This window comes from Devosia sp. Soil_C_22 (assembly GCF_057657195.1).
This window is the reverse complement of sequence record NZ_JBDGIY010000001.1, coordinates 1,713,300-1,732,474: the sequence shown is the minus strand read 5'-3', so window position 1 is coordinate 1,732,474 and position 19,175 is coordinate 1,713,300. Positions and strand designations below refer to the sequence as shown.

General features: G+C 66.8%; 18 protein-coding genes and 1 pseudogene. 8 read left to right on the top strand and 11 right to left on the bottom strand.

The window, feature by feature from the left end; translation table 11 throughout:
• The first annotated feature begins 27 nt into the window (after positions 1 to 27).
• The 4 genes from araD1 (at position 28) to AC3A6I_RS08230 (ending at position 6,735) form a co-directional block, all read left to right on the top strand.
• Entirely contained in the window at positions 28 to 1,020 is a 993-nt protein-coding gene (gene araD1, locus AC3A6I_RS08245) for an AraD1 family protein (RefSeq protein WP_487543202.1), read from the top strand.
• Positions 1,021 to 1,384: 364 nt separating this feature from the next.
• Positions 1,385 to 3,484, top strand: a complete 2,100-nt coding sequence (locus tag AC3A6I_RS08240) for a calcium-binding protein (protein WP_487543201.1) — start codon at positions 1,385 to 1,387, stop codon at positions 3,482 to 3,484.
• 241 nt (positions 3,485 to 3,725) lie between these two features.
• Entirely contained in the window at positions 3,726 to 5,447 is a 1,722-nt protein-coding gene (locus tag AC3A6I_RS08235; RefSeq protein WP_487543200.1) for a type I secretion system permease/ATPase, read from the top strand.
• Complete coding sequence (locus AC3A6I_RS08230) at positions 5,440 to 6,735, top strand: HlyD family type I secretion periplasmic adaptor subunit (protein ID WP_487543199.1); 1,296 nt, start codon at positions 5,440 to 5,442, stop codon at positions 6,733 to 6,735. The genes AC3A6I_RS08235 and AC3A6I_RS08230 overlap by 8 nt, the downstream gene beginning before the upstream one ends.
• Here the strand turns inward: AC3A6I_RS08230 and AC3A6I_RS08225 are convergent.
• The 3 genes and pseudogenes from AC3A6I_RS08225 to AC3A6I_RS08215 all read right to left on the bottom strand — a co-directional run bounded on the left by AC3A6I_RS08225 (position 6,732) and on the right by AC3A6I_RS08215 (position 7,609).
• Positions 6,732 to 7,046 carry a HigA family addiction module antitoxin gene (locus AC3A6I_RS08225; RefSeq protein WP_487543198.1) on the bottom strand — a complete coding sequence of 105 codons (315 nt, stop codon included), beginning with the start codon at positions 7,044 to 7,046 and terminating at the stop codon, positions 6,732 to 6,734. The two genes, AC3A6I_RS08230 and AC3A6I_RS08225, sit on opposite strands and share 4 nt — an antisense overlap.
• A gap of 49 nt (positions 7,047 to 7,095) precedes the next feature.
• Positions 7,096 to 7,372, bottom strand: a pseudogene (locus tag AC3A6I_RS08220) (type II toxin-antitoxin system RelE/ParE family toxin).
• Between the two features lie 30 nt (positions 7,373 to 7,402).
• A complete protein-coding gene (locus AC3A6I_RS08215; protein ID WP_487543197.1) occupies positions 7,403 to 7,609 on the bottom strand; it encodes a hypothetical protein in 207 nt (68 codons plus the stop codon).
• A gap of 98 nt (positions 7,610 to 7,707) precedes the next feature.
• Here AC3A6I_RS08215 and AC3A6I_RS08210 point away from each other — a divergent pair, with 98 nt between their 5' ends.
• A complete protein-coding gene (locus AC3A6I_RS08210; RefSeq protein WP_487543196.1) occupies positions 7,708 to 8,754 on the top strand; it encodes an aldo/keto reductase in 1,047 nt (348 codons plus the stop codon).
• Positions 8,755 to 9,026: 272 nt separating this feature from the next.
• On the opposite strand, the gene AC3A6I_RS08205 is transcribed toward AC3A6I_RS08210, so the two are convergent.
• Both AC3A6I_RS08205 and cckA read right to left on the bottom strand, forming a co-directional pair.
• On the bottom strand, positions 9,027 to 10,208 hold the full coding sequence (locus tag AC3A6I_RS08205) for a class I SAM-dependent methyltransferase (protein ID WP_487543195.1): 1,182 nt from the start codon (positions 10,206 to 10,208) through the stop codon (positions 9,027 to 9,029).
• Positions 10,209 to 10,240: 32 nt separating this feature from the next.
• Positions 10,241 to 12,793 (bottom strand): cell cycle histidine kinase CckA, encoded by a 2,553-nt coding sequence (gene cckA / locus AC3A6I_RS08200; RefSeq protein ID WP_487543194.1) that lies wholly within the window; start codon positions 12,791 to 12,793, stop codon positions 10,241 to 10,243.
• A gap of 260 nt (positions 12,794 to 13,053) precedes the next feature.
• On the opposite strand from cckA, the gene AC3A6I_RS08195 reads away from it, so the two are divergent.
• Complete coding sequence (locus tag AC3A6I_RS08195) at positions 13,054 to 13,755, top strand: N-acetylmuramoyl-L-alanine amidase (protein WP_487543193.1); 702 nt, start codon at positions 13,054 to 13,056, stop codon at positions 13,753 to 13,755.
• Positions 13,756 to 13,926: 171 nt separating this feature from the next.
• Here AC3A6I_RS08195 and flhB read toward each other — a convergent pair whose 3' ends face one another.
• The 6 genes from flhB to flgB form a co-directional block, all read right to left on the bottom strand.
• Positions 13,927 to 15,009 carry a flagellar biosynthesis protein FlhB gene (flhB, locus tag AC3A6I_RS08190; protein WP_487543192.1) on the bottom strand — a complete coding sequence of 361 codons (1,083 nt, stop codon included), beginning with the start codon at positions 15,007 to 15,009 and terminating at the stop codon, positions 13,927 to 13,929.
• The gene (fliR, locus tag AC3A6I_RS08185; RefSeq protein WP_487543191.1) at positions 15,009 to 15,776 is read right to left on the bottom strand and encodes a flagellar biosynthetic protein FliR; all 768 of its coding nucleotides are present in this window, start codon (positions 15,774 to 15,776) and stop codon (positions 15,009 to 15,011) included. The genes flhB and fliR overlap by 1 nt, the downstream gene beginning before the upstream one ends.
• 1 nt (position 15,777) lies before the next feature.
• Positions 15,778 to 16,044 carry a flagellar biosynthesis protein FliQ gene (gene fliQ, locus AC3A6I_RS08180; protein WP_487543190.1) on the bottom strand — a complete coding sequence of 89 codons (267 nt, stop codon included), beginning with the start codon at positions 16,042 to 16,044 and terminating at the stop codon, positions 15,778 to 15,780.
• Positions 16,045 to 16,404: 360 nt separating this feature from the next.
• Positions 16,405 to 16,728 (bottom strand): flagellar hook-basal body complex protein FliE, encoded by a 324-nt coding sequence (fliE, locus tag AC3A6I_RS08175; RefSeq protein WP_487543189.1) that lies wholly within the window; start codon positions 16,726 to 16,728, stop codon positions 16,405 to 16,407.
• Positions 16,729 to 16,747: 19 nt separating this feature from the next.
• On the bottom strand, positions 16,748 to 17,161 hold the full coding sequence (flgC, locus tag AC3A6I_RS08170; RefSeq protein WP_487543188.1) for a flagellar basal body rod protein FlgC: 414 nt from the start codon (positions 17,159 to 17,161) through the stop codon (positions 16,748 to 16,750).
• A 3-nt stretch (positions 17,162 to 17,164) separates the two neighbouring features.
• Complete coding sequence (flgB, locus tag AC3A6I_RS08165) at positions 17,165 to 17,569, bottom strand: flagellar basal body rod protein FlgB (protein WP_487543187.1); 405 nt, start codon at positions 17,567 to 17,569, stop codon at positions 17,165 to 17,167.
• 196 nt (positions 17,570 to 17,765) lie between these two features.
• Here flgB and AC3A6I_RS08160 point away from each other — a divergent pair, with 196 nt between their 5' ends.
• Entirely contained in the window at positions 17,766 to 18,383 is a 618-nt protein-coding gene (locus AC3A6I_RS08160) for a flagellar biosynthetic protein FliO (protein ID WP_487543186.1), read from the top strand.
• Positions 18,319 to 19,128: a flagellar type III secretion system pore protein FliP gene (gene fliP / locus AC3A6I_RS08155; RefSeq protein ID WP_487543185.1), complete on the top strand. Its 810-nt coding sequence runs from the start codon at positions 18,319 to 18,321 to the stop codon at positions 19,126 to 19,128. The genes AC3A6I_RS08160 and fliP overlap by 65 nt, the downstream gene beginning before the upstream one ends.
• The last annotated feature ends 47 nt before the right edge of the window (positions 19,129 to 19,175 follow it).

Here is a 19,175-nt window from a genome sequence, read left to right as displayed (position 1 = left end):
CGCAAACGCTGAAAACGAGGGCAGCACATGCATCTGATCCAGTTCACGGACGAGCGCGGCAATCGCGCGGTCGCGGTCACCGAAGGCGGCACCACCAGCGTGGTCAACGGCGCGGCCAGCGTCTACGCGCTCGCCATCGAGGCGATCGAGCGTGGCGTCGACCTGCGCGCGGTGGTGATCGAGAAGGGGCTTGGCGCCACCGTGGACAAGGCGAAGCTCGCGGCCGAGGGCCGGCTGCTCGCTCCGATCGACCATCCCGATGCGGCGCACCTGCATGTCACCGGCACCGGCCTCACCCATCTGGGGTCGGCTTCGACGCGCGATGCGATGCACAAGTCGAACCAGCAGGCCGCCGAGGCACCGCTGACCGATTCGATGAAGATGTTCCGCATGGGGCTCGAGGGCGGCAAGCCCGCGCCCGGCCAGATCGGCGTGCAGCCGGAATGGTTCTACAAGGGCAATGGCAACATCGTCGCCGCGCCGGGCAAGCCCATCCCCTCCCCGGCCTTCGCCCAGGATGCCGGCGAGGAGCCGGAAATGGCCGGTATCTACGTGATCGGCAAGGACGGCACGCCGCACCGGGTCGGCTTCGCACTCGGCAACGAGTTCTCCGACCACGTCACCGAGCGGGTGAACTACCTGTTCCTCGCCCATTCGAAGCTCCGCTGGTGCTCGTTCGGGCCGGAACTGCGCACCGGCGAGCTGCCGCGCAACGTCTCGGGCATGTCGCGCATCCGGCGCGACGGCAAGGTGATCTGGGAAAAGCCGTTCCTGTCGGGTGAGGACAACATGAGCCACACCATCGCCAATCTCGAGCACCACCACTTCAAGTACGACCTGTTCCGGCAGCCGGGCGACGTGCATGTGCACATGTTCGGCACGGCGACGCTCAGCTTTGCCGACGGCATCAAGACCGAGGCGGGCGACGTGTTCGAGATCGAGGAGGCGCAGTTCGGCCTGCCGCTGAGGAATGCGGTGGCGTGGGACGCGGAAAAGCCGGTGGTGATCAAGCAGCTTTAGTAAGCCGGCCTTCCCGCGGTCGCATTCACTGGGTCATCCCCGCGGAAGCGGGGATCTCCGTTTGATGGCGCGCATCGCAACAGAGGTTCCCGCTTTCGCGGGAATGACTCCGCGGCCATGGCACGTGCCCCCGCACAGCGTTGCGCCCAGCGCAGCCCACCTGTGCGGCGCTTTTCCCCAGACACAGCAAGGCTCGCCCCCTCCTCGCCGCTTTTGCGGGCGAGGGGTTGGGCGTTGCTGCGGGGCATTTTCTGAAAATGCGGTGTTACCGGCTCAGGGCCGGTTAGCGCTATGCGGCGACAAAAGCTCCGCGAGCCAGGGAGGCATTCGCGTCCATAGCAACGATCAGCGAGAGGCCACCCCGATGATCACCGTATCTGCTGCAACGACTGCCGCCCAACTCCAGACCATCATCGACGACGCACCCGCCGGCGAGACCATCGTGCTCGGCGCCGGGACCTTCAGTTTCGACCAGACCATCGTCATCAACAGAGACAACGTTACCGTCACCGGCTCGGGCTCGGGCCTGACGCAGATCGAACTGGCTGGCAGCGCCCGCGCGGGCGGGGCCTTCCAGGTCGGCGGCGAGATCGACCTGCCGCAGTTTTCAGGCGAGTTCGCCCTGAACGAGGCGGCAAGCGAAGGCGCGATGTACCTGCATCTCGCCGACACCTCCGACCTCAAGGCCGGCGACTTCCTGTGGATCGAGCTCGAGAATACGCCCGAATATCTCGACTCGATCGGCGATACCGAATGGCGCGAGGACAAGCCGCTGCGCACTTCGATGGTCGAGGTCGCCTCGGTAGGCGAGGACGGCACGGTGCGGCTGGTCAATGGGCTCGCCTTCGATTTCTCCACCGCTGCCTCGGTGCAGCGCATCGAAGTGGCGGAGAATGTCCGGCTCGGCGGTTTCAGCGTGAGTTCCGGACTTGCGCCGCAGGATCCGGGCAGCTTCACCAATGTCGAGGCGGCCTTCGACCGCTCCAACGCGATCCTGCTGTCGGGCACGGCTTACACAAAACTGTTCGACATCGCGGTGGAGAATGCGCCGTCCAACGGGTTCACACTGGCGCAGTCGGTGTTCCTCGAGGCGTCGAACCTGTCGGTCGACGGCGCGGTGAACAAGGGCGACGGCGGCAATGGCTATGCCTTCCAGCCACGCGCGCTCTACGACAGCACCATGCAGGGGCTCGAGGCGTTCGACACGCGACACGCGCTGCTGTTCGCCAGTTGGACCAGCGAGGCCAATAACAGCTTCCAGGTGCGCGCGACCAACCGCGACATCAACTTCCACGGCGGGCCGGACCACCACAATACCGTCGAGGTGCTGAGCTCGGTGCGCGACGAGGCCGAGGCCAAGTACCTGTCGCCGACGCTGTTCGTGAACAACGGCGAGAGCTATGGCGCCCCCACCGACATGGCCACCAACCTGGTGACGTTCCGCTATGTCAGCGGCACGACCAAGGCCGAGACGCTGGTGGCCGACGATTCCGGCGTCGAGTTCCGCGCCAACTCCGGTGCGGACACCCTCGTCGGTGGAGCTGGAAACGACGCGCTCTACGCCGAAAAGGGCGATGACCTCATCATCGGCTCGGGCGGACGCGACGTGATCGACGGCGGCCAGGGCAATGCCGACGTGCTGCACTATGCCGGCGATCAGGACGACTACCAGATCACCCGCGACCTGATGGGCCGGCTGGTGATCCACAAGGCTGACGGCTACGACGTCGTCGGTGGGGTCGAGGCCCTGCGCTTTGCCGATGGCACGGTGTCGGTGGCAACGCTGGGCGAGCTGCCGCGGACCTATTTCGGCACCGACGATTCCGACACGATCACCGTCGGCGGCTCGCACGACATCGTGCTGTCAGGCGATGGCTATGACCGCATCGTGTCGGCGGCAGGGTACCGGTTGGGTGAGGCGAACGAAGCGCTCGAGCTCACGGGCAGCGGCGCGATCAACGGCTACGGCAACGAGCTCGGCAACGCGCTGACCGGCAATGATGCGGGCAACGAACTCTACGGCTATGGCGGCAACGACCGCTTCTATGGCCGCGGCGGCGACGACCTGCTGATGGGCGGAGACGGCAACGACCAGCTCTACGCCCAGGCCGGCAACGACCGGCTGTTCGGCGGGGCGGGCGACGACCTGCTGCATGGCGGGGCGGGCGCGGACACCTTCGTGTTCTCGGCCGGCCGCGACACGATCGAGGACTTTTCGCTCCGCTCCGGCGATCGCCTCGACATCGGGCTCACCGGCTTTGCCTCGAGCTCGGCGTTCCTCGCGGCCTTTGCCGATGCGGCCGCCGCGAGCGGCGATACGTTCGACACGCTCGGCATCGACGTCGACGGCAGCGGCGAGCATGTCGAGCTGCGCGTCAGCGACGGGGCCGGCGGAGTGCTGGCGCTCGGGCTCAACGGCGCGATGCTCGAATCCCTGCTCGCGTCGTCCGACTGGATCGTCTGAGGCATTTGCCGAAGAATTCGGCAGCCGGTGTCCTTGCTACCGGCTGCCGCAAAATGCGGCACAGGCACCGTGCCGCACGCCCCCCCGGAACTCCCGGAGTTCCGGGGGTTTTGTTTGTGTACGGCGCTCGGCCCATGAGCGCCGGGCATGGCTCGTCTTCCGCAATGGCGGTTCAAGCGACGGGTCACGGCTTTCACCCTGACATCGATCGTCCGAGTAGAGAGCGGCGGGGGTGTAGGCTATGTCGATTGGCGTTCGACGCGATGGCGTCGTCGGCGCCCTCGCCAGGCGAACCACCCTGCCCCTCGTGGCGCTGGGGCTGCTGAGCCTTGTCGCAAACCTGCTGGTGCTCACCGGCCCGCTATTCATGCTGCAGGTTTATGACCGGGTACTGGCCAGCCGCTCGGTGCCGACGCTGGTGGTGCTGTTCGCGCTGGTGGCCGCGACGTTCGCCTTCCTCGCGCTGATCGATGTCGTCCGCTCGCGCATGGCGGCACGCTTCGGCGCTGCGCTGGAGGCCTCCGCTTCGGCCGATGTGTTCCGGGTGGCGCTGCGGCAGAGCCTGACGCCGCTCGGAAGCAGCCGCAGCGATCCGGTGCGCGACCTCGATACGGTGCGCCAGTATGTCGGCGGACCGGGGCCGCTGGCGCTGTTCGACCTGCCCTGGTTGCCGGTCTACCTGCTGATCGTCTTCCTGTTCCATCCCGATCTCGGCCTGCTCGCCACGGCCGGTGCCCTGATCGCCACTGCCCTTCTGGTGGTCAACGAGCGGCTCGCGGCCCGGCCCACGGCCGAAGCGGCGCGCGCGCAGATGGCGCGGCAGGGTTTTGGCGAGGACGCGCGCGCCAATGCCGAGCCGATCTTCGCCATGGGCATGCTCGACGACGTCACCAGTCGCTGGCAGGCGCGGAGCGAGGCGATGAGCGCAGTGCAGGGCCGTGCCGGCGACGTGGCGGCGATGTATTCGGCGGTGACGAAGTCGTTCCGGCTGCTGCTGCAATCGGCCGTGCTGGCGATGGGCGCCTGGCTGGTGATCCAGGGTGAATTGTCGGCCGGGCTGATGATCGCGGCCTCGATCGTCACGTCGCGGGCGCTGGCGCCGGTGGAACAGGTGGTGGCGCACTGGCGCGGGCTGACCAATGCGATGCAGGCACTGCGGCGGTTGCAGGCCGCCCTGCCCGCTCCCGTCGCCACGTCCTCGGTGCAACTGAGCCTGCCCGATCCGCGGCTGCGGCTCGACGTCCGCAACCTTGCCATCGGGCCGGAGCGCGACGGCCCGCCGCTGGTGAGCGGGGTCGGGTTTTCGCTGCAGGCCGGCGAAGCCCTGGGTGTGCTCGGACTGTCGGGATCGGGCAAGACCTCGCTGGTGCGCGGGCTGGTCGGGGTGTGGCCGGCACTGGCCGGCGACGTGCGGCTCGATGGTTCGGAGCTGTCGCATTACGATCCGATCCAGCTCGGGCGTTCGATCGGCTACCTGCCGCAGAATGCCGGGCTGTTCGATGGCACGGTGGCCGAGAACATCGCGCGGTTCCGGCCGGACGCACGGAGCGACGATATTCTCGCGGCGGCGCAACTCGCCGGGGTGCACGAGCTGATCGTCACGCTGCCGCAGGGCTACCAGACCCGGATCGGGCCGCGCGGGGCGGCGCTGTCGGCCGGGCAGCGGCAGCGCATCGGGCTGGCACGAGCGCTGTTCGGCGATCCGTTCCTGATGGTGCTCGACGAGCCCAACGCCAATCTCGATTTCGCCGGCGACACCGCGCTCACCGCTGCGCTGGAAACGGCCAAGGCGCGGGGCGCGGTGGTGATCGTGGTGGCGCATCGGCCGAGCGCCATCGCGGTGTGCGACAAGCTGCTCTACCTCGTCAACGGCCGGCAGAATGCCTTTGGCGCCAAGGAGGAGGTGTTGAAGCAGATCACCGCGCCGCAGCCGCGTCTCCCGGAGGTGAAGGCGCATGTCTGAGCCGCTCACCAGCCTCCGCCGGCACGCCCTGTTCGGGGTTGGAGCCATTGCCTTGTTTGCCGTGGCGCTGGGCGGCTGGGCCGGCACGACGCAGATCGCGGGCGCGGTGATCGCGCAGGGCAATGTCGTGCCGCGCGAGGGCACGAAGCGCGTGCAGCATCCCGAAGGCGGCGTGGTGACGAAGATCCTGGTGCGCGACGGCGACCGCGTCGAAGCCGGGCAGTTGCTGGTCGAACTCGATACGACAACCGTAGCCGCCAACCTCGCCGTGATCATGTCGCAGCTGTCGGCTGCCTTCGCGCTCGAAGCCCGGCTCACGGCCGAGAGCACAGGCAACCCCGAGATCATCCTGCCCACCGTCACGGCCAATTGGCCCGATCCCACCCTGCTCGATCTCGTCGCCGCGCAGCGCCGGCTGATGGCGAGCCGGGCGGCGGCACAGGCCGGGCTGAACACGCAGTTGCAGGAGCAAATCGGCCAGCTCGGCGAGCAGATCGCCGGCTTCGAAGCACAGAGCGCCGCGGTCGAGGAACAGATCGAGCTGCTGTCGGCTGAGGTGACCGACTCCGAAGCGCTGTTCCGCCAGGGCTTCATGGAGGAGAGCCGGCTCAACGCCTCCCGACGCGAGCTCTCCGAGCTGCAGGGACAAGCCGGCAGCCTCGCGGCCGCGATCGCCGGGGCGCGTACCGAGATCGCCGCCAGCCGGGCGCGGATCGCCGAGAATGCGGCGAGCTTCCGCTCCGACGTGCTGGGCGAGCTGCGCGAGGCCGGGCTGCAGATCGCCGAGCTGATGCAACAGAAGATCGCCGCCGAGGATCGGTTGAAGAAGCTCGAAATCCGCGCCCCGCAGGCCGGCACGGTGCACGAATCCATCGTGCGGACGGTCGGCGGCGTGGTCGCGGCGGGCGAAACGCTGATGCAGGTGGTGCCGCCCAATGACCGGCTGGTGCTCGACGCCCGGGTGTCGCCGCTCGATGTCGACAAGCTCAGCACCGGCCAGCCGGCCACGATCCGGCTGGTCGGGCTCGATATCCGCTCGACGCCGGAGCTGGCGGCGAGCGTCGAGACCATTTCGCCCGACCTCACCCGCGACGAAGCCACGGGCGTCGCTTACTACACCGTGCGCCTGAACCTCGCCCCCTCGGAGCTCGCCCGACTGCCGGCCGGTCAGCATCTCGTCGCCGGCATGCCGGCCGAAGCGTTCCTTCGCACCGCCGACCGCACCGTGCTGAGCTATCTGATCGGCCCGCTGGAAGCGCAGCTGAGCCACGCCTTTCGCGAGGATTAGGCGACCTTCAACGTCGGGATATCGCTTACGTCGACCTGCCGCTCGGCAGCCCACACGTCGTAGTCCGCCTGCATCCGCACCCATAGTCCGGGACCGTTCCCGAAGAGTTTGCCAAGCCGCACCGCAACTTCGGGCGATACCGGCTTCTTCTCATCGATGATGTCGTAAAGATGCTGGCGGGAAATGCCGAGCAGCCGGGCGATCTCCGCCTTGGGTCGGGCGACGGCAGGCAGGATATCCTCGCGCAGCAGGGCGCCGGGATGGGTGGGGGGGCGATTGGTGTCGCGCCTCGCGACGATCGGATCGGACATCTTTCTGGGTCATTCCCACTTTCTGGTGACACTCGCCGGACACCGCAGGCTAGTGATACTGCTCGAATCGACCGCGACAGCGTCCGGCCCGTCGAAGGCAAAGGTGATGCACCATGGCCCGTTGACGTGGATGGTATAGCGCGTTGGGTCGAAGCCACGCAGCGGGTGAAAATCAAAGCCCGGGACAGTCATGTCCTCCGGCCTTGTTGCGGAGTTCAGGGCGTCAAGCCGGCGCAGGATGCGCAAATGCATCTTTTGGTCGATCCTGGCCGTGGTTCCCTTGTCCCACAGCTCCCCAGCCCTTTGCTCTTGAACGTCTTAAGCATAAAGAAATGTAAGCAGTTTGCTTACATATGTCAACTATCAGTTGATTCCTCGCGCAGCCAGTCGCGCTGCACCTCATCGAGCATGCCGATGCTGTCCATCAGCCGCAGCAGATAGAGGCCGGTATCGAAAGGGGCGATCGACTGGATGAAGGCGTCGGCCACGCGCGGCTTGCGCTTGCCCTCCTCGCCCAAGGCCCAGTCGAGCAGCACGGCGTGCATCAGACCCAGCTTCACCATCGGCGTTTCTCCTCAGCGCAATCCTACACCTTTGGTGGCTTTACCCCCAAACACTAACATGTCAGTTTCCGCCGCCACGCCATGGGGGAGTCCATACAATGAGCGCCATCAGCTTCAAGACGCGCAAGGTCGGCCGCACCAATCTCGAGATGAGCGAGCTCGGGCTCGGCAGCGCGACCCTCGCCGGCATGCTCGGCACCGATGTGCCCGATCAGCAGGCGCGCGATCTGGTCAGCGCCGCGCTCGACGCCGGTATCGGCTACTACGACACCGCCCCGCATTACGGTTTTGGCCGCGCCGAGCACCTGATGGGCGATGCGATGCGGTTCCGCGACGACAAGACGGTGCTGTCCACCAAGGTCGGGCGGTTGCTGCGGCCGGTGCGCTCCGATGCCGAGCGCACCATCGAGAGCCCGTGGACCAAGCCGTTCCCGTTCGAGATCGTCTACGACTATTCCTACGATGCTATCATGCGCTCGTACGAAGCCAGCCTGCAGCGGCTCGGCCTCGGGCACATCGAGGTGCTGCTGGTGCACGATATCGGCGTGCAGACGCATGGCGAGGAAGTCAACAAGAAGCACTGGGCCGACCTCGCCGGCTCGGGCTACAGAGCGCTCGACGAGCTGCGCCGCACGGGCGCGGTCAAGGCCATCGGCTTCGGCGTCAACGAAGTGCCGGTGCTGCTGCAGTCGTTCGATATCGGCCAGTGGGATGTGTTCCTGATCGCCAACCGCTACAACCTGATCGAGCAATCGCCGCTCGATGAGCTGTTCCCTGCCTGCGCGAAGAACGGCACCTCGGTGATCGCCGCCGGCCCGTTCGCCGCCGGTGTTCTGGCCGGCACCAATATCTGGGGTCCGACCACGGGCGCCTACCAGGCGCCGCCGCCGCACATCGTCGAAAAGGTCACGGCGCTGCGCGCGGTGGCCGACAAGCATGGCGTGCCGCTCGGCGCCGCGGCGCTGCAGTTCGGCGTGGCGCATCCGGTGGTGGTGTCGGTGCTGACCGGGCCGAAGTCACCGGCCGAGCTGTCGGGCATTCTCACGTGGTGGGGCACAACGATCCCGGCGGCGTTCTGGGACGAGCTGGCCGACGAGGGGCTGGTGGCCAAGGGCACGCCGCTGCCGAATGGGCGGGTGGCTTAGCCGCTTATACAACTCGGTGTCACCCCGGCGCAGGCCGGGGCCCATCCTGAGGTCGGCGTAGCGGTGCTCGGGACTTGATCCATCCACAGGGTGTCACCCCTGCGAAAGCAGGGGTCCATGTCTCCGCCCGCGCTGGCTGCACGTTGGATCCCTGCTTTCGCAGGGATGACAGCTGGTGTGGTGGATGGATGGTGCGCGATCGCATCATCTCAGGATGGGCCCCGGCCTGCGCCGGGGTGACCCGGTGGGTGTGGCGGGACGGGGGCAGCGCCTCAGGTCAGCCCCACCGCATCCTCGAGATAGTGCCGGCGGATGCCGAAGAAGCCCTTAGCTTCCGCCAGCCGCTTCAGCGCCCCCGCGTCCTTGCCGCCCTTTTTCTTGGTCGCGACGATCAGCACGTTCTTGGGCGTGTGCACGTCGGAGACGAACTCGAACACCTTGGTGGCATAGCCGAAGTGCTCGAGGATCATGGCGCGCATCGCGTCGGTGACCATCTCGGCCTGGCGCTCGAGGAAGATGCCGTGCCGGGTGACGAAATCGAGGTCGGTGTGCTGGTTGGAAGCCTCCATCTCGCGCCGGATCTGCTTGTGGCAGCACGGGGCGACCACGATCAACTCGGAACCGGCGGCGATGCCCTTGGCGATGGCGTCGTCCGTTGCCGTGTCGCAGGCGTGGAGCGCGATTAGCGCGTTCGCCCCGGTCGAGTCGAACGCATCGATGGTGCCCTGCTCGAAATGGAGATTGCTGACGCCGGTCTCCTCGGCCGCCGTGTTGCAGAACTCGACCAGGTCGGGGCGGAACTCGACGCCCACCACTTCGGCTGGCTCGGCGCGTTTGCTGGCGAGGTAGTCGGCGACCGCGAAGGTCAAATAGCCCTTGCCGGCGCCCATATCGACAACGCGACGCAGCTTGTTGGCCGGGATTGCTTCAAGCAGCGGACCAAGAATTTCGACGTAGCGGTTGATCTGTCTGAACTTGTCGCCTGAGGCCTTCAACACCTGTCCATCCGCGCCGGTGACGCCGAGAGCCGTCAGCCAGGGCCGCTCGCCCGCCGGGATCGGTCGCGCCTTGGCCCGGTCGTGGCTCAGCGTCGCCGCGGCCTTGCTGGTTGCGGCCGATTGCTTCAGCCGCGGCGCCTTGCCCTGCGCGTCGTATTGCAGGTCGAACTCGGTGGTGAACAGGAAGGCCTGGCGGAAATCCCTGTCGATCAGCCGCCGCAGTTGCCCGATGGCGCCGGTGGGCGGATGGTTCTGGGTCAGGTCGCGGGTCTGGTGGTGCAGGGTGAAGCTCAGCTTCAGCGCATCGCGGATGATGGCGGGCTTGATGTCGACGCTCCTCAGCGTCTCGTCGGCGCCGAAGGGCATGCGCAGCGCGATGCGAACGAGCGTGCCGTCGGCGGTGGCCGTTTCCACGACGGCGAGAAACTGGTCGAGCTTGTTCGGGGTGGTATCCATCCCCGGCATATAGGCCTGTCGGGGCCGGAGCGCTACTCCACTGCTACCTTGCCGAGCACTTCCTTGACCTTGGAATTGATCTGGTCGAGCGAGTAAGGCTTGGGCAGGAACTCGACGCTGGTGTTGTCGGCAATGTCCTGGCGGACATTTTCCTCGGCATAGCCGGAAACGAAGATCACCTTGAGCTCGGGCATGCGCTCGCGCACCTTGGTGAGCAGCGTTGGGCCGTCCATCTCGGGCATCACCACGTCCGAGATCATCAGGTCGATCTCGTAGTCGATGTCGTCGAGCACATCGAGCGCTTCGTCGCCGCTATCGGCCTCGAACACCTCGTAGCCGGTGGTGCGCAGCGCGCGGGCGGAGAAGGCGCGCACGGTATCCTCGTCCTCGACGAGCAGGATGCGCTCGTGGCCGGTGAGGTCCTTGACCTGGGCGACGGCCTGCTTGACTGGCGTCTCGCCTTCGGTCGGCACATAGCGCGGCAGGAAAATGCGGAAGGTCGTGCCCTTGCCCACCACCGAGTCCACGTAGATGAAGCCGGCCGACTGCTTGACGATGCCGTAGACGGTCGAGAGGCCGAGGCCGGTGCCCTTGCCGAGTTCCTTGGTGGAGAAGAAGGGCTCGAAGATCTTTTCCATGATCTCGGGCGGCATGCCGGTGCCGGTATCCTCGACCTCGATCAGCACGTAGTCGGCCGGCGGCATGCCGCGATAGGTAAAGCCCTGTGCTTCCTGCTCGGTGACGTCGCGGGTGCGGATGGTGATGGCGCCGCCGTTGGGCATGGCGTCGCGGGCGTTGACGACGAGGTTCACCACGACCTGCTCGAGCTGCACGAGGTCGGCCCTCACCGGCCAGACATTGGCGGCGTGCTCGACGCCGAGGGTGATCTGCTCGCCGATCAGGCGTTTCAGCAGCACCGTCAGGTCGTCGAGATGTCCCGGCACCTCCAGCACCTGTGGCCTGAGCGTCTGCCGGCGCGAGAAGGCCAGCAGTTGGCGCGTCAGGCCAGCGGCGCGGTTGGCGCTGTTCTTGATCGACATCAGGTCGGCGAAGGACGGGTCGCCCGGCTTGTGCTTCAGCAGCAGCAGGTCGGCAAAGCCGATGATGGCGGTCAGCACGTTGTTGAAGTCGTGCGCGACGCCGCCCGCCAGCTGGCCGACGGCCTGCATCTTCTGGCCCTGCGCGAATTGTGCCTCGAGCTTGCGCTGCTCGGTCATGTCGAGCGCGTAGACATTGATGCGCTCGGCGGCGCCCTCGCCTTCCTCCGAGCTCGACACGTAGAGCCGCACCGCGTGATCGGAGCCGCGGGTCAGCGCCGCATCGACCGGCTCGATCTCGGACCGGCTGGCGAGCGCGGCTTCCAGAGCCCTTGCGAAGGCCTCGCGGTTGGGCTCGGCCAGCAGCTCGGCCATGGGCTGCATGTCGATCGACTTGTCGCCGCCCGACCAGTCGAAGATGCGGCTGAACGGGGCGTTGGTGCGGATGATGCGGCCGAACTGGTCGAGCGTCGCGATGGCGAAGGGCGTGTCGTTGAAGAAGCGCGAGAAGCGCACTTCGGCCGAGCGCAGCGCCTCTTCCTTGTCGGCGCCCTGGCGGCGGTCGAGCACCAGCGTGCGGGTCTCGCCCAGCTCGCCATCGGCAAGGCGGGCGGCGCGGTGCATCAGGCGCACCGGGATGGAGGTGCCATTGCGGCGCACGAGGTCGATGTCGATGATCTCGGTGCGGATCTCGCCGTCCGAGCGGCCGCGCATCAGCAGGCTGGCGCCGTCGCCGCGCACGATGTCGGCGAGCTTGATCGCCTTGGCCTCGAACTCGGCGAGGTCGTAGCCGAGCCAGTCGGCGAGGGTGGAGTTGAGGTACTGCACCCGGCCCTGCGCATCGGCGGAGAAGAAGCCGGCCGGGGCGTGGTCGAGATAGTCGATGGCGCGCTGCAGCTCGAGGAAGGTGTTGTCCTGCCGCTCGCGGTCGCGGGTGATGTCCTCGACGGTCCACAGCACGAGCGGGGTCGAGTCGATGGGCGGCAGCGCGCGCACGCCGACGCGGTACCAGAACGGCTTGGTCGAACCGCCGGCCGAACCGCCGATGCCGCCGACGATGCGGACGTCCTCGGCCGCGGGGCGGCCGTCGCGGGCGGCGCGCGCCAGCCGGTAGATTGCCTCGCTGGCCTCCGGCTCGCCGGCGAACAGGCGTGGGACCGAAACGGGCACGCCATCGGTCACGGCGCCCGGAAACTCGCCATAGTGGGCGTTGACGTAGCTGATCCTGCCGGCCCGGTCGGTCACCAGTGCGCCGAACGGCAGGCTGTCGACCACGGCCTTGCTGAGGCTCTGCCCGTCCTCGCTGGCCGAAAAGCGGAACAGCCCGGCGGCGATGGCGAAGAGGCAGAAGACGCCGACGACGGCGAGCAGCCCGAGAAAGACGAGGATAAGGTCGGCGGGGATGCGATCCCCTGCCCCGACGATCAGCACGGCGACGATGATGAAGAAGGCCGCGAGCCCGATGACGCGCCATGGGCTGCTGCCGGGCCGCCCACGATTCACCAGCGGAGCGGGATAGTTATCCTCGTCTAGCGGCAGTGGGGCCATGCGCTGCTTGTAGCCTTAAGGAATTCGCGCCGAATCGGCTTTCTAGAGGTCTAGCAAATGGCTTTGACGCATGGATAGCGACAATGGCGTTTTCCCCGGTGCGGGAGGGCCTTTCACCTGCCCGGCGCCTTGATCTTCGCGCGTCAGCCGCTGTCGCCTCCTTACGCTATTCTACCGATCCCGTCGGGCGGAGAGCTACGAATATCCCCGCGCTCCGGCGTGCCGTTACCCTCTGGTCGTGCGATCGGAGGGAGGATCCAATGCCTGATGCACCTGATTTCGACTTAATCGCCGGCGAGCCGCTGCGGCCGTCGGTGCGCGAGCCCGGCTCGGGGCTGCTGTGGTGCCCGCTGGCCGAGGCGGTGACGCCGCACATGCGGACGCGCGGCAAATACGCCGACCGCTATCCGCGCGGTGCTATCGTCCACTACACGGCGGGCCGCGACCGCCACGAGGACGACGCCAAGGGCAGCCTCTCGTGGGGACGCGAGGAGGGCTACTGCTTCTTCGTGATCGGGCCGACCGGCAAGATCTACCAGTCCTTCCCGCTGGATGAATGGGGCTATCATGCGGGCGAGTCCAACTGGCCGGGGCTGGGCTCCAATGTCAGCAGCAAGCTGGTCGGCATCGAGGTCGTGTGCGCCGGCGTGCTCGATGCCAACCGCAAGAGCTGGTTCGGCGCCGCCTACCCCGCCGCCGAGACGCGCAAGCTGAGCGCCGACAGCCCGCATGGCGGCCCGGCCGGCATCTACCGCAAGTATACCGCCGAGCAGGAGGAGGCGCTGTTCGACCTGCTGCGCTGGCTGAAATTCAACAAGCCCAATGTCTTCGACTACGACCACGTGCTCGGCCACCACGAGGTTTCGGGCAAACTGGGCATCGGACGCTGGCGCAAGCAGGATCCGGGCGGCGCCCTGTCGATGCCGATGGACGAGTTGCGCAAGAAGCTGAAGGCGGGTTGAGGGGCACTCACGGCGCCACAAGCACGATGTCATTCCGGCGCAGGTCGGAACCCATCCTGAGAGGGTGAGGGTTTGGCGACGGAGCCGCGGCGACCTCAGGATGGGCCCCGGCCTGCGCCGGGGTGACACGGTGAGTGAGGTGGCATCGGGGCTCATCGCGGCGGCGCCTAGCTAGCTCGCACGCCAGCCCCTGGCCTGCTTCAGGCGCATCACGAAGCCGATGATTTCGGCGACGGCGCGGAAGTGCTCGGCGGGGATGGTGTCGTCGACGTCGACGCTGGCGTACAGGGCGCGTGCAAGCGGCGGGTTCTCGACGATGGGGACGTCGTGCTCGCTGGCCAGCGCCCTGATGCGCAGCGCCACTGCGTCCATGCCCTTGGCCACGCATTGCGGGGCGGCCATGTCGCGATCGTATTTCAGCGCCACGGCATAGTGGGTCGGGTTGGTGATCACCACGGTCGCCTGCGGTACGGCGGCCATCATGCGCTTGCGCGAGCGCTCCATGCGCACCTGGCGGATGCGGCCCTTGATGGTGGGGTCGCCTTCCTGCTGCTTGTACTCGTCGCGCGTCTCCTGCACCGTCATCTTCAGCCGGTTCCACCAGCGATTGCGCTGGTAGACGTAGTCGGCGACGGCCATGATGGTGACCACCGCCAGCACGGCGCCGAAGATCTTCAGGCTCAGGTCCATGAAGTCGGCGAGGATCATGCCCGGTTCGAGGTCGAGCATGGATTCCATGCTGCCAAGCTCGGGGGCCATGACGAACCAGAGCACGGCCGAGACCACGGAAAGCTTGACCAGGCCCTTGACGAAATTGACCAGGGCGTCGACGCCGAACAGGCGCTTGGCGCCCTCGATCGGATTGATCTTGCTGAGTTTCGGCTTCAGCGGCTCGAGCGAGAGCAGCGGCCGGTGCTGCACGAGGTTGGCGGCAATGGCGAAGGCGGCAAGGATGATCGAGGGCAGCAGCGCCACCATCAGGATCGAGCCGGCGAGATTGTTCCAGAACTGGGTCAGGGCCTGGCTGCCGACTTCGAACTGCTCGGCGCTTTCGAGGAGGATGCGGAGCGAGCCGACGAGGCTGGTACTGGTCGGCGCCGCCATCAGCGCGAAGACGAGGGCCGAGCCGGACAGGATGAACCAGGTGTTGACCTCCTGGCTCTTGACCACGTTGCCCTTCTCATGGGCGTCGCGAAGTTTTCGTTCGGAGGGGTCTTCGGTTTTCGAAGACTGTTCGGGGGCCTCGTCGCTCATCAGACCCCGCGCAGCGTGCCGAGCACGCCCTCATAGTGCGTGAGGTAGAGCCCCATCATCATGGTGAGCAGCAGCGCCATCAGCAGCAGGCCGACGCCGACGGTGGCCGGCATGGCGATAAAGAACACCTGCAATTGCGGCATCAGCCGGCTCAGGATGCCCATCCCGAGGTTGAACACCAGGCTGAACACGATGAACGGCGCCGACATCTGCACGCCGATGACGAAGGCGCTCGCGACCGTGTCGACGATGGTCTGCGCCACGTCGCCGAGCATCAGCGGCTCGCGCGGAGTGAACACCATGTAGCTGTCGTGGATGGCGGACAGGGCGACGTGGTGGAGGTCAGTGGCGAAGATCAGCGTGATGCCGAGCATGGACAGGAAGGCGCCGATCAGCGCGCCCTGCGCGCCGCCATTCACCGGGTCGGCCGCCTGGGCGAGCGAGATGCCGGCGGCCGAGGCGATCACCGCGCCGGCGGTGGCGGTGCCAGAGACGGCGAGCCTGGCAATGGCGCCGAAGATCAGGCCGATAGCGATCTCGTGGAACAGCGTCACGAGCAGGCCGAACAGGCTGTCGCCCATCGGCGGGATTTCGGCGACGACGATCGGGTAGAGCACGGCCGACAGCATCAGCGCGAAGGTCAGCCGCATGCGGGCCGGAATGGTCGCCTCGCCGAGCGCCGGGATCAGCATCAGCATGGCGCCGACGCGGGCGAAGATGACGAGGTAGGTGTAGGCGGTCTCGGGCAGCCAGTTGAGCGAGATCATCTCAGCCGCCGGTGATGATCATGTCGGCGAGCCGGGTCATGTAGCCGCCGAGGATGGCGCCCATGAAGGGCAGCGTCAGCAGCATGGTGACGAAGATGGCGAGGATCTTGGGCACGAAGACCAGGGTCATTTCCTGGATCTGGGTCAGCGCCTGGAACAGCGCGATGACAACGCCGACGACCAGCCCGACGATCATCATCGGGCCGGCAATCAGGATCATGACCCAGATGCCCTCGCGGGCGAGATCGAGAATGGCGGCGCCGGTCATGGGTGCGGTCCGCCGGATGAGCTGGTGCCTCGGGCCGACTTGATCCCCGCCTGTGCGGGGATGACGGCAGTGGATGTGGCAACCAGCGGCGCCCCACTCCCGGTGTCATTCCGGCGCAGGCCGGAATCCATGGCGCCACACACGCCGACCTCAGGATGGGTCCCGGCCTGCGCCGGGATGACATCGCGGGGGTGGCGGGATCGTGCCCCATGCTCGATGTCATTCCCGCGCAGGCGGGAATCCATCTCGCGGCCCGCGCGGAAGGAGGGTTGGATCCCTGCTTGCGCAGGGATGACACTCGAGTGGGTGGAGGGGGCGGTGTCGGCCATGACGCTCACGCTATCCGAGTCTCGCGCGCCGTCAGATCGGCATGCGCATGATTTCCTCGTAGGCCGAGATCACCCGGTCGCGGACGGCGACCATGGTGTCCATGGCGAGCTCGGTCTGGCTGATGGCGGTCACCACATCGATCATGTCGCCGCGGCCGTTGACCATGTCCATCGCCTTGGTGTCGGCGACGCGGCCGTTGTCGACCACGCCCTGCACGGCCTGGCCGAGCATCTTGGCGAAGTCGTTGCCGCCGGTGAGGTCGGCGACCTGGTTCACCTGCGGCTTGCCGCCCTGCCCCAGCAGTTTTGCGGCATTCGAGTAGGCGGCAGTGGCGGCGTTGACGGGAATGGCCATCGGTCAGGGTCCTTCGGTCTCAGCCGCGCAGGATGTCGAGGGTGGCGCCCAGCATCTGCCGGGTCACGGTCACCACGTTGAGGTTGGCTTCGTAGCTCCGCTGCGCCTCGCGCATGTCCATCGTCTCGATCAGCGAGTTGACGTTGGGGTAGCGGACATAGCCGGTGGCGTCGGCGGCCGGGTGGCCGGGCTCGTAGCGGCTGTCGAAATCTGACTGGTCGTAGGCGACGCGGCCGATCTCGACCTTGGTGCCGCCGAGCTCGCGATCCATCACCGCCTTGAAGGTCGGAATCTTGCGCCGGTAGGGGTCGTCGTCCGGGGTCTTGCCGGCCGAATCCGCGTTGGCGAGGTTTTCGGCGATGACCCGCATGCGCGCCGACTGGGCATGGAGGCCGGTGGCCGCGATCTTCAGGGAGGAGAGGAAATCATTCATCTATCAGGCCTGCTTGCCGAGGGCGGTCTTGATGAGCTTGACCGAGCGCGTGTAGAGCGCGGTGATCGACTGGTAGTCCATCTGGTTGCCGGCCACCTTCATCATCTCGTCCTCGAGGGTGACGCCGTTCCCCTCGGGGGTGATCTCGAAGCTGTTGAGGGTGCGGACGCCGAAGCCTTCGTTGCCGGCGCCAGTGCCCTCGACGCTGATATGGCCGGGCTGGGTCGCCAGTGTCGCAATCTTGACGCTGGACGTCGTCTTCATCTGCTCGTCGAACGAGAAGGCCTTGAGGTCGCGGCCGCGATAGCCGGGCGTGTCCGCATTGGCGACATTTTCAGCGAGGATGGTCTGGCGAGTCTGATGCCACCGCATCTTCTCGCTCAGCGCGTCAAGCAGCCCCAATTTCATTGCTGGCGAGTCCCCGGTCCAACTGGGCAAATCCTGCCGGGCTATGGTTAACGGGTCGTTAACTATGCAGGGTGTTCACGGGGTGATGTCTCGCATTTTGCATAAAGCCGGCGCATTACTAGGCAACAAAGTTCCACTGACTCGCGTTCGATGGCCACTCGGATCGGGCGCCGGTGGAGTTTGAGAGGGCGCGGCTATGCAATTTTTGACCAGTCTGCTGGGTGAGTCGGCCGGTGCAATCGTCACGTCGGCGCTGGCGCTCGGTGTCGTCCTCGTTCTTATCGTGCTGGGCGTCTGGGCGCTGAAGCTCCTGACACGCGGAACGGCGACCGGCATCGCGCGTGGCCGCAACCGGCGGCTCAGCATCGTCGACCAGGTGCAGGTCGATGCGAAGCGGCAGCTGCTGATCATCCGCCGCGACAATGTCGAGCACCTGATCCTCACCGGCGGTCCGCAGGATATGGTGGTCGAGGCCGGCATTCCGGTCGAGACCCCGCCACCGCCCGTCCGGCGGCCAGGAGAACAGGCTGCAGCGCCCTCCCCGGCCCCGCTCGGCAAGCCCGAGATCGACAAGCTGCGCGCCTTCGTGCGGCCCGGCGCGGCCCGCAAGTCGCCGTCGCTGCGCCATACCGGGCTGCTGCGTCCGGTGAGCCAGGGCGAGCCGGCAATCATCCCGATGCCGCCGATGGCTGGGGATAACGCGGCCCGGGGCAAACCCGACTCAGCTACAACCGCCCAAGGCACGGACAATGGGCGGGCGGCCTTTGGCGCAGGGCGAGTTCTCGGAGACACAGGCGAGGCCGGGTCGCACTGACCGGTCGAGGCTGCGCCGCGTCCTCACTCTCCTCGCGCTTGTCCTCGCCATAGCGCTGCCAACGCTGGCCTTCGGGCAGGACGTTTCGATCGACTTCGGCGACGACACGACGCTCACCGAGCGCGCGGTGCAGATCGTCGGGCTCATCACCCTGCTGTCGCTTGCGCCTTCCATCCTGGTGATGGTGACGAGCTTCACCCGCATCGTCGTGGTGCTGTCGCTGCTGCGCACGGCGATCGGGCTGCAGACGGCGCCGCCCAACTCGGTGATGGTCAGCCTCGCGCTGTTCCTCACACTGTTCGTGATGGGGCCGACACTGCAGCAGAGCTACGACAACGGCATCGCGCCACTGGTGGCCGGCCAGATCCAGATGGAGCAGGCCTTTCCGCTCGCCGCCGCGCCGGTGCACGAGTTCATGATGGCCAATGTGCGCGAGCAGGACCTGCAGCTGTTTTTCGACATGTCGAACACCGAGCCGCCCGCCGATCCGGCCGCGGTGCCGCTGCAGACGCTGATCCCGGCCTTCATGATCTCGGAACTGCGCCGCGCCTTCGAGATCGGGTTCCTGCTGTTCCTGCCGTTCGTGATCATCGACATGGTGGTCGCCTCCGTCCTCATGTCGATGGGCATGATGATGCTGCCGCCGGTGGTGATCTCACTGCCGTTCAAGCTGATCTTCTTCGTGCTGGTCGACGGCTGGCACCTGGTGGCAGGGTCGCTGATCCGGAGTTTTGTGGCGGTTTAGCGCCGGTGTTGTCGCTCGCATCCAGCCCACGGCTACCCCCCACCCTG